Origin of the sequence: Roseivirga sp. UBA838, assembly GCF_002296035.1 — a bacterium.
Taxonomy (GTDB): domain Bacteria; phylum Bacteroidota; class Bacteroidia; order Cytophagales; family Cyclobacteriaceae; genus Roseivirga; species Roseivirga thermotolerans.
The window spans coordinates 132,508-144,003 of record NZ_DBHC01000033.1; the positions used below are offsets into that span (position 1 = coordinate 132,508).

Genomic DNA, 11,496 nt, shown 5'->3' on the forward strand with positions numbered 1-11,496 from the left:
GTGTATTCGTAGTCTCCGAATTCCCTTGATTGAAAATTCGTAATTCTTAATTGCTATACCCGAATCCCTTGAGTTTCTGTTCTTTCTTTCTCCAGTCTTGCTCAACTTTCACAAAGGTCTCTAAATGCACTTGTTTTCCGAAGAACTTCTCCAATTCTTCTCGTGCTTGTATACCAACTTTTTTTATGGCTTCCCCCTTGTGGCCAATTACAATGCCTTTCTGACTTTTTCTTTCTACGTAGATGTCTGACATTATTCTAATGATCTTTTCATCTTCCTTAAAAGAGTGAGTTACCACCTCGCAGCTGTAGGGAATTTCCTTTTTGTAGTTGAGGAAAATTTTTTCCCTTATGATTTCATTTACAAAGAAACGCTCGGGTTTGTCTGTGAGCTCTTCTTTGGGGAAATAGGCGGGGTGCTCTGGAAGTAACTCAATGATCATCTGGAAAAGGCTTTCTACGTTGAGCCCTTCTAGTGCAGATACCATTATCTCGGCATCGAAATCGTACATTTCTTTCCAGTAGGCCATTTTGTCTTCAGCCTGAGACCCTTTGGCCAGATCTACCTTGTTCATGACCAAAATTTTAGGAATGTCCAGTTCTTTTAAGAAGTCCAGTTGCCTTTCGCCATCGTATTTTTCGTAGAGGTCTGTTACAAACAGCAGTACATCGGCATCTTCAAACGAGCTGTTTACAAAGCTCATCATGGTTTCGTGCAGTTTATATTCCGGCTTAAGAATTCCCGGAGTATCCGAATAAATTACCTGAAAATCATCTCCACTCAAAATGCCCATAATTCTGTGTCTGGTGGTTTGCGCCTTAGAGGTAATAATGCTAAGTCGTTCGCCCACAAGGGCATTCATTAATGTTGATTTGCCAACATTGGGTTTTCCGATAATACTGATGAACCCGGCTTTATGTGGTTTGTTAGACATTGTTAAAATTAATGGTCAAAGGTACTTGTTTAGAATGGAAATGTCATATACCTTTGTAGCCCACTTCAGAAATCGTCTGAAGATGTTTATATCGCGGGATGGAGCAGTTGGTAGCTCGTTGGGCTCATAACCCAAAGGTCGCAGGTTCGAGTCCTGCTCCCGCTACTGAATAGGACACTAAGAAATTGGTGTCCTTTTTTTGTGCCTTTTGGTTGATGAAATCAGGGTTTCCAGCCATTAAGGCGGTGATCAGTGGGTTGACTGTTGTAGTTCGATATCCTTTTTCATCAAACGTTGGTTTTTTAGGAATATGGAACGGGTAAGCTATGTCTTCGTGTCCAAATCCATATCTCTTAGAGAGTCGATGTTTTTGAGTACTAGGTAGGTGTCACTTCACCCAGGTATCATTCTGTTCGTCAACCCCTTTTCTTGGCTTAGTGGTTCAGTAGTTCGATTTCTCTTATGCGCCTGGATTTGCTCCTCTCCAAGACTTCCTGCTTGACATGTCCACCAAACACCATGTATTCCGCTTCGTACTATCTCTTGGTTTAGATCAATAGTTCCTTACAGATCTCTTTCAGATATTTTTTCTGTCTTTCTGAACCTGCCGCAGCTCTCTCGTAAGCAACTCGTTAAACAGAGCCAATTCTTCTGGTTGATACCTTTGGTTGTATAACTGTTTTGCAGGCGTAACTGTAATGCATAGTTGATATATGAATATGGATTTAATAATTTATAATTGAACTATTGAATATGTATATACCTTCTTATTTAATTGATTAAGTCTTTATCATTACTAATTACAATGGCTAAACAATAAACAGGTTTGATATTTTATGGAGATTCATTAGGTTAGCATTTCTCAACCACAATAAACACATGACTTTTTTGAGATTGGATTTTTACTCTAGTACCCTATTGGTGAAGATAGGGGTCAGTGTCTTGTTTCTATTAACATCTCTAACTACTCGCTCCCAAACCCATATTGACCAAGACCCAATTAAGGTAAGTGTAATCAGTGGGTTGACTGCGGACGAGAGTCAAGCTAAGCGGTACGAAGTGGCTACCGTAGTTACCAATTCTCATCATTGGCAGTATGGTGGCTCAATGATTGTTGAGCTCTTTCATCAATATTATGGAAGTGGATATGAAAAGTATTTTGTAGAGATCAGTCATTTACAGGGAAATCAAAATACGTCTCCGGCCGTCTATTTGGTCGAATCGACAGGGAAATACCACAATGCTATGGTTTCAGTTGGACCCTCTTCCGGCACCAACACGTTTAGGTCTGGTTATGAGAATTTATCTTACCCCGTCTATATAGATGTCCGGAACTATTCGAACTACACTGTTCGAATTACTTACTTAAGGAGTAGGGTGGATACAATTACTTATGACAACCAGATCGTTATTCACACTTCACCGACATCCTGGGATATATCCAACTTTACTCCTCCAAGTACTAGCCTTCCTGTTAATGGTGTCGACCCTTTTATTGAATACACGGCAAGTAGAATATGGAGATTGGGTGAGTTGAATGGTGCGAATTTTATTCTGAAGCAGCAAACAAATGGTTTTAATGCTCTGATTGTTGACGGTATTAATGGGCAGGTCAATCTGGGTAATGGTAGTTTAAAAATAGACTATGAGGGAGGGGTTAATGCAGGAGGTGATCTCATGGTACAAGGAGATATTGAAGCTTCTAAAGTAAGAGTTACCGCCACCCCGGGTACGTTTCCGGATTATGTGTTTAAGGAAGGATACGAACTCTTGAGTATAGAACAGCTCGCTGCTTACATTAAAGAACATGGCCACTTACCCAAAATGCCTACAGCTGAAGAGGTGGAGGCGGATGGTCAGGACTTGGGGCTTATTCAACGGAAGCTACTGGAGAAAATAGAGGAGTTGAGTTTGTATATCATTGAGATTGAAAAAGAATTAGCCTTGGTTAAAGACCTTGAAACGAGGATTCTTGAACTGGAAATAAAAGTTAATAAAGATAAAAGATGATGTGCTGTGGGGTAGTTTTAACACGAAGCATAATCAATAAAACGACTTACAGAATTTACAATAAATAACCACTTATGAGAAATATACTTTCCTTTTTGTGTCTTAGTGTATTTGCGATTAATGCTTTTGGCCAGGACATGCCAGAAGTCATTCCGCCTTCACCAGAGGCAATATCTATGGTAAGATATGGTAATACGGATGTAAGTTATTATTCAGGTCAGCCGAATTTTTCAGTACCACTCTACACCATTTCTGCAAGGGGAATTCAATTGCCTGTAGGATTGAGTTATTCTGGTTTTCAAGGTATAAACGTAGAAAGTATTGCTCCTTGGGTAGGGTTAGGGTGGTCATTGAATGCCACTTTTGCAGTGTCACGATCGATTCGCGATTTGCCGGATGATGAGACTATAAAGGCAGACGGCTATTTGACCATTCCGATCCCTGATATAGATGATGAGGTTCAGATGCAGAAGTATCTTGATGGTGTGAAAGATAAAGAACCTGATACCTTTTACTTCAACATTAACGGAAAGTCTGGTTCATTCTACATTGATAAAGCAGGTAATGTATTACTGAAGTCTAAAGACAATGTTCGTATTGAATATAGTCGTCTGAATGAGATTGATACCTTTATAATTACTGATACTTCGGGTTTTAAGTATGTTTTTGATCAAAAAGAAAGGTCTTTAAGTGTAGGTCAAGGCAAAACACCTGCTGATGTTCCAAACGCGACTACCTCATGGTATATAAGTTCTATTAGGGATCAAGATGACAACGTATTGGTCTCTTTTAACTATAATACACTAAGTGACTTAAAGCATATTACTTATTCAGCTCAATCCGTCAAGCCGAATACAACTCTTTTTCAAGAAGCACAGGATATGCGCTTTACTTACCATACAACTTCCGCAAAGAGAATTAAGGAAATTATTTTTCCTACCGGTAGGGTAGAGTTTCAGATGTCTGAAAATACACGACAAGATTATTTAAATGACAGATGGCTTAAGGGGGTTAAAATTTTTGACGGCAACGGTGCCGTCATTAAGCAATTTACACTGAACTACAGCTACTTTGACTATAATGCTGCAAATGGCGTGTCGCCTATAGATGTGGCTCCGGCCAATCTACAATTCAATGGGTATATGGCTGGTGACTATTTCAAAAGACTCAAGCTGGATGAGGTACAGGAATGGAATTCGGATTCTACGGCTTCTCTGCCCCCCTTTAGGTTTGAATATGAGTTAAGCCAAAAGTTACCCAGTAGATATAGTTATGCAAAGGATCATTGGGGGTTCTATAATGGGCAGTTGTCCAATAATTCTCCAGAACCCAATTATCGCTTCAAATATATACAGGATTTGTCCGGTTTACCCATTGGGACGGAACGGACAGTTTATTTGGTTAATTTGGGTTCTGCCAACAGAGAGGCCAATGAAGAGTACGCTAAGGCTGGAGTTTTAACTAAGGTGGTTTATCCCTCTGGTGGTTATACTAAATTTGAAATGGAGGGCAATGTGGTAGTAGATGATCTATTACCTAATCAAATTGAGAGGCAACCACCACTAACCGTTTCGGTTGATGGAAGTAATAGTTCTACTTTTGATGTTGTTCTTATCAACGAACCTTTCACGGTTTTAACATTCAAGGGGTTTGTAGGTCAAACCTGTGATGTTGCCGCATATGTATACCAAACTGGCAATCCTGACCCTATCAAATCAATTAACCTAGAGTACCAACAAGGGTTATACAGTCATTATGGGGAGGTGTTTCTGGAGCCAGGAACCGGATACTATGTCAAACTGAACTATTACGGAGGTTGTACCTATCAAAACTCAACTGATCAACTTGAGGTAAGTTACGAGAAAGAAATCTTGCTGGCTGAGAAAAAGGTTGGTGGGCTAAGAGTTAAGCGCATAATTGATCATGACGGAGTCTCTAAGGCTAATGATGTTGTAAGAAATTTTTATTACCGGGAAAATGGCTTAACCGGACTTTCCACTGGCCGTGTAGCTTCAATTCCTCAGTATGCCCAACAGACTATTGTTCCATCGGTTTTTTTTCTAAGAGAAAGAAGTAAATATGAAATGAATCTGTATGGGCTGATAAGAAACTTTAGTTCCACCTACCCACTTATCTCCACATCGGGCGCTTTTGTTGGATATAAAAAAGTGACTATGGTTAATGGCAGTGAACAGGTGACGGGTAAGTCTGAATTTGAGTTTACAACACTAGACGAATTTCCGGTTTTTAGAGATGCTTATTTGGAAGAACCGTTAATGGGAGAGGGTGTTTTCATATTTGGCAGCGAACCGGATGATAGGGTTGAGTCTTTTCCATTTGCTGAGAATGACGACAGGGACTATTTAAGGGGACGACTCAAAAGACAAGTTATCTACAAATGGAATGACGGTGGTTTTGATACAGTTTCTGTTACAGAAAACGAATATGCCTTTACATACAATATACCTCAGTTGAATGGATTATTGATAGGGAATGTTGTGCCTTGGCTTACTGTGGCAGACAACGGCCCAAACTACGACTATGTTACGGGCTTTAAGCAATATGTTATGCCAAGTCACCCGACAGACAATAATGGTACAATAACACCGTGGACTTTCAAGAACTACAGGCTTTATATGGGGAGAATGGATCTTATGAAAACCACAACTCGCCAATTTAGTACAACAAATCCTAATGAGTATATAGAAACTACCACAGAGAATTTCTGGGATGATCTGGCTACGCAAAAATTTCAGGTTTCCCGTACTCAAATAACCGAAAGCAATGGAGATGTACTGGAAACCAAGGTTTACTATCCCTATGACTATCCTGAGCTTCAGGGATTTGATTCTGGAGATCAGGTGGTGCTTCAGAATATGATTGATAGAAACATAACTACAGCTACCATTCATCAGGAGCAAGAAAGAAATGGTATTAAAGTGTCTGTTACTAGAACTAACTATAAAAGCTTTGCCGAAGAAGATTCTCAGTGGTATTTACCAGGATATGTTTCTACTGCAAGGGGCGGGGGTGTTTTAGAGCCTCGTGTTAGATACCATCGCTACGATGCTGTGGGTAATCCGATTCAGGTGTCGCGAGAAGATGGTATCATGATTGTCTATATATGGGGCTATAACAATAGCCTTCCGGTGGCCAAAATAGAGAATGCAACGTATGCCCAGATTGAAGGCTTGATAGGCCTTGATCTTGGAAATAATGGCCTTTCCGCAGCCCAGGAAAGTCAGCTTAGAAGCCTTCCAAACTGCCTTGTTACAACCATTACTTATAGGCCAGGAGTGGGTATGACCACTCAAACAGATCCCAATGGGCTTACTACTTTCTATGAATATGACAGCTTTGGTCGATTAAAGCTGGTGAGAGATTCCGATCAAAATATAATTAAGGCTTTTAACTACCATTATAAAGGACAATAAAATGAATCAATATCCAAATGATTACCATCAAATACGATTAAGGTCATGCTTAAAAGCGTCTTTGGTTGTTTTTATACTGTTTGTCTCTATCAGTTCAGGGCTTGCTCAATCTCAGAAAAGACCGGGGAGTGAAGATGATTTTGTTGGTAAATGGAAGCTTGATTATGCCGCGTCCAAAGCTAAGATGGATAATCAGAAAAAGTCTGTTTTAGAGACCATGAGTAGTGATCAGAAAGAAAGAATAGAATCTAATTATAAGGGACGGGTCTATCAGTTTATGCTTGATGGTAAATTCAGGCTTTCTTTGATTAGCGGTGGAGGAACTTCTGGAACATGGAGATTAGAAAAGCAGGGTAAGCAGTTGATTATGGCCTTTGAGTCAGGAGATGAGGTAGTATATAATATTGAGTTGATCTCTGAATCAAAACTATCAATTAAAGCTGTTGGAAAAGGGAGCAGTACAATGCTTTTCCCCTATTTAGTTCTTTTAAAACAATAAACTCACATAAGTAATTTAGTATGACGGCTAGTGGTAAAATCATTAATAGGGGAGTTTACTTCCTTATGCTTCTATTCACTCAGGTGCTATTTGTTTTTGCTCAAGGAGGTCCTGGTGGGGGGCCGGGAGGGGGTAATTATTCTATAACGGGGAATACAAGTGTTAATGTGAATACTTCTCATACCTATACAATGAATGGCTCCAATATTCAAAGTATAGACTGGTATGCGGTGAAAGGATCTGTACAATCAACTGTAAATCTTACAGCTACTGTTTTGTGGAATGAAACGGGTACCGGAAGGGTATATGCCTTTGTAACGGATAATAGTTTCAATACCCACCTTGTGCCGGATCTGTTTGTGACTATTAACACTCCTCCACCTTCGGCACCTCCGGTGCAGGCTCTTGCTAATTTGGACTACTGCGGTTATTCAACTCTTTCGCATACCGCTCCTCCAAGCGGCATTACATGGTATTGGCAGGGTACTAATGCTACAGGAACTGACACCAGTTATCCGAATGACTATACGGCCACCAGCAATGGCACATATTATTTAAGAGCAAGGGATAATAGCTCCGGTTTGTGGAGCTCTAATTCAACCGGCATTAGTATAACCGTCAATGTGATACCTCCGGCTCCCTCGGCTCTGGAAGAAAACAATAATGCTCCTACTTCATTTACTGCGAGGTGGAACAGTGTCTCTGGAGCAGATTCCTATGAACTAGATGTTGCCACCGATATAAATTTCAATAGTATTTTGTCCGGTTACGATGGCAAAGTTGTTACTTCAACTACTCATAGCGTAACAGGGTTGTCTGCTGGAACAAATTATTTTTATAGAGTGCGAAGCAGAGCAAATAACTGTGTCTCAACCTCTAACTCATCTACTATAACTGCCTTAACCACTATATCTCCACCTGTGTTGAGTGAAGAGACTAGCAACACGGCTACTTCATTTGTAGCCAATTGGTCATCGGCTGCTGGAGTAAATACATACTTGCTGTATGTTTATTCTGACAGCAACCTCCAGAATTTGGTAGTCAACTACTCTGGGAAACCTGTAACCGGTAATTCGCATACTGTTTCAGGGCTTTTACATGGGAAGAACTATTATTACCGATTAAAATCGAGTGGTCCTAATGCTGTATCGGATTATTCAAGCTTTATTACCGCCCACACAGTTATGCCTCCACCCGTGGCTACATCGGCCAGCAATGTGAGTAACACTTCTTTCAGGGCTAATTGGAATGCTGTGTCTGAAACGGTCAACTACCTAATCTACGCTTCAGCGTTTTCAGATTTTCGAAGCTTTGTGTCTGGGGGCAATGGTTTTTCTGTGCCAGGGGCCGCTACGAACCACGTCATCAATGGCCTTTATGCAGGCAAAACCTACTACTATAAATTAGTCGCAGTAGGAGAAAGTCATACCTCTGTTGAATCGAATGTGGTTGCCATTACTACAGCAATAACGCCACCAACGGCAAGCTCTGGAACTTCAGTTTCTACCACATCTTTTCAGGCTAACTGGACATCAGTTCCCGGGGTTTCGAACTACAGAATAGATATTTCTACCAGTAGCGACTTTAGCTCTTACGTATCGGGTTATCAAAATAGACTTGTGACCAATGCCACAAACCTAAGTATTTCAGGGCTTACTCCGGGAAGAAAGTACTACTACAGAGTACGTTCTCAGGGAGACAATGTCAGCTCTTCCAATTCGAATTCGGTTGAAGTGACCACGGTTATAAGTGCCCCAGTAACTCTTGAAGAGACCGCCAAGACTAACACAGGTTTTCAAATAAATTGGTCTACCGTATCTGGTGCTTTGAGCTACGGACTAGACGTTTCAGAGCAAAGTAACTTTAGTTCTTTTGTTACTGGATACAACAACAAAGTAATTTCGGGAGGTAGCACCAATAGAACTTCTATCACCGGACTTCAGGCGGGGAAAAACTACTATTACCGGGTTCGGGCTAATGGGGCTCACGCCAGCTCCAGCAATTCTACAGCCATTTTGGCGAATACTCTTATTCAGCCCCCTGGAGTAACAAGCGCCACTTCAATTACCAATTCTTCTTTTATTGCTAATTGGAATTCCGTTTCAGGGGTTTCCAATTATCTGCTCGATGTATCAACTGATTCCAATTTTGGTAGTTATCTAGCAGGGTATCAGAATCTAAGTGTCAGTGGAACATCACGTACTATATCAGGGCTTACTACTGGAGCCACTTACTATTACAGGCTTACCTCCGTTGGAGGTACTACAAACTCAGGAGAGTCGTCTGTAATTACAGTCAACACCACGATTGGAACGCCAACAGCGGTTTCAGCCACTAATTTGGGGACTAACTCTTTTACGGCCAATTGGACTTCCGTTTCTGGTGCTACGCTATACCTTCTCGATGTTTCAACAGATATTAATTTCGGGAGCTTTGTAGGGAGTTATGAAAACTTTCAAATTTCCGGAGCCGCTAGTAGCTATAATATAGTTGGTCTCAACCCAGGAGAAGTATATTATTATCGCATTCGGGCAAAAGGTGTTACCGTTACTTCGGCCTACTCCAATAAGATAACTACCAATACTTTAATGACCACGCCAACACTGAGCGAAGAGTCTTCAGCTACTAATACCAGCTTTCAGGCTAATTGGCTGGCAACTAGTTATGCGGTATCCTATCGTCTTGATGTTTCCACGAACAGTAGTTTTAGCACCTATGTAAGTGGCTATAATAACAAGGTAGTAACAGGTACGAGCGGTTTAGTTCAATGGTTGGCTCCTGGTAAAAACTATTACTATAGGCTTAGGGCAGTGAGTGCCAAGGGTATTGTTTCGGCCAGTTCTACCCATATTGTTGCAAATACAACAATAGATCCTCCCCAAGTTAGTGCGGCCACCAATGTTACTGAAAGTACTTTTACAGCCAATTGGTCTTTGGTAGCAGGAGTGTCTAACTACTACCTGGACGTTTCTTTAAACGATACCTTCACGCAAATACTGCCTGCCTATAATAATCTACAAGTAACTGGCGAGAGCCATTCTGTGAGTGGTTTGGATCCGGGCAAAAATTATTATTATCGGTTGAGATCGGCAGGGGATGACTACTTGTCTGGACATTCTCAACATATCAGCGTGACAACCTCTATTTATCCGCCAATGGTTAATGCTGCCACCAATATTTCAACCACTGGGTTTCAGGCCAATTGGTCAGCGGTTAATGGTGTTTTGGATTATCAGTTAGATGTATCTGAGCATACTGACTTTGCAAGTCTGCTTACAAACTATGATAGTCTGTTGGTAGAAGAGACAACGCAAAAGGTAGTTGTTGGACTTAGTCCGGGAAAGACCTATTACTTTAGAGTGAGGTCTCAAGGTTCTGCAGCACTTTCTGAAAGTTCACTTACAATGGCTGTAGAAACGGCTATTAGTGCGCCTTTGGCTGAAGAGGAAACTAATGCTACTATCAGTGGCTTTCAGGCCAACTGGCAGCCAGTAACTGGTGCCATTGCCTATCGTATTGATGTAGCCAGTGATATTAATTTCGAGAACATTCGGGTTGATTATAATGATAGAAGAGTTTTAGGGACAAGCATTGTGGTGAACGATCTTAGTGCGGGAGAAAACTATTATTATCGGGTAAGGGCAGAAGGTGAAAGTGCTGTTTCTCCTAACTCTACGCCTATTACTGCCACCACAGTACCGAACCCAATAATCCAGCTTATGGGTAGCCCAGTGCTAGGAGCCGGAGGGGAAGTAATACTCTATACAGATGGGGTTTATGAAACCTATGATTGGAAGAAAGATAATGTAACTGTGGGTAGTGGAAGTACCTATACAGCTACCTCATCAGGTAACTATAGTGTTACGGTTACAAAAGCAGGCGTGTTGCAAAGCGGCACAAGCCCCTCTGTTACAGTTACTACAGCTAGTGGTTTTGATCCGGGCGATGAGAATTATGTTATGGCTACTACAGTGCTGACAAATAATGTATTGAATGAGAGTCAATTAGATACACTAACGGTCTTTAATAGAGAAGTCAGCATTCAGTATGTAGATGGACTAGGAAGACCAATACAAACTGTTGCGGTAGAGTCTGCTCCCAATCAGTCGCATCTGGTGCAGCCTGTAACTTATGATGCTTATGGTAGACAAAACAGAAATTACCTACCATATACAGTGGCTAATGGAGGAGGTGTTTTTCAGCATTCGGCTGTTGGTAATACCTCTACATACTCTATTAGTCCTCAATATACCTTTTATCAAACGGCAGCTAATGTGGCTCACGACAATGCACCTTATTCAGAAGTAATTTTTGAGAACTCTCCCTTGAACAGGACTGTTAAGCAAGGTGCTCCTGGTGTGGATTGGCAGCCGGTACAGGGGCTAGGTACCGACAAGGTGGTGCGTATGGACTATGCCACTAATGGGGCTTCAGAAGTTAGGCTATATGAAATGGTTCTGAATATCCCTGTGTGTGTGGCCGGAGAGTATTATCTGTCCGGAGAGCTCTTTAAAAACATAACCGTTGATGAAGAAGGTAATCAGGTGATAGAGTTTGCTGATAAATCCCAACGTGTGCTCCTTAAGAAAGTATCTACAGGAGATGTGATTACACCATGG

General features: G+C 41.2%; 5 protein-coding genes and 1 tRNA gene. 5 read left to right on the forward strand and 1 reads right to left on the reverse strand.

Annotated features, from left to right (window positions below; all coding sequences use genetic code 11):
* Nucleotides 1–46 precede the first annotated feature (46 nt).
* A complete protein-coding gene (gene era / locus B3O12_RS11735; protein ID WP_286756414.1) occupies nt 47–934 on the reverse strand; it encodes a GTPase Era in 888 nt (295 codons plus the stop codon).
* Nucleotides 935–1,026: 92 nt separating this feature from the next.
* On the opposite strand from era, the gene B3O12_RS11740 reads away from it, so the two are divergent.
* The 5 genes from B3O12_RS11740 to B3O12_RS11760 all read left to right on the forward strand — a co-directional run.
* A tRNA-Met gene (locus B3O12_RS11740) sits at nt 1,027–1,099 on the forward strand.
* A gap of 714 nt (nt 1,100–1,813) precedes the next feature.
* Entirely contained in the window at nt 1,814–2,944 is a 1,131-nt protein-coding gene (locus tag B3O12_RS11745; protein ID WP_286756415.1) for a hypothetical protein, read from the forward strand.
* 74 nt (nt 2,945–3,018) lie between these two features.
* Complete coding sequence (locus B3O12_RS11750; protein WP_286756416.1) at nt 3,019–6,378, forward strand: RHS repeat domain-containing protein; 3,360 nt, start codon at nt 3,019–3,021, stop codon at nt 6,376–6,378.
* A 1-nt stretch (nt 6,379) separates the two neighbouring features.
* Entirely contained in the window at nt 6,380–6,877 is a 498-nt protein-coding gene (locus B3O12_RS11755; protein WP_286756417.1) for a hypothetical protein, read from the forward strand.
* Between the two features lie 20 nt (nt 6,878–6,897).
* On the forward strand, nt 6,898–11,496 hold a 4,599-nt coding region (locus B3O12_RS11760; RefSeq protein ID WP_286756419.1), incomplete at its 3' end, for a fibronectin type III domain-containing protein.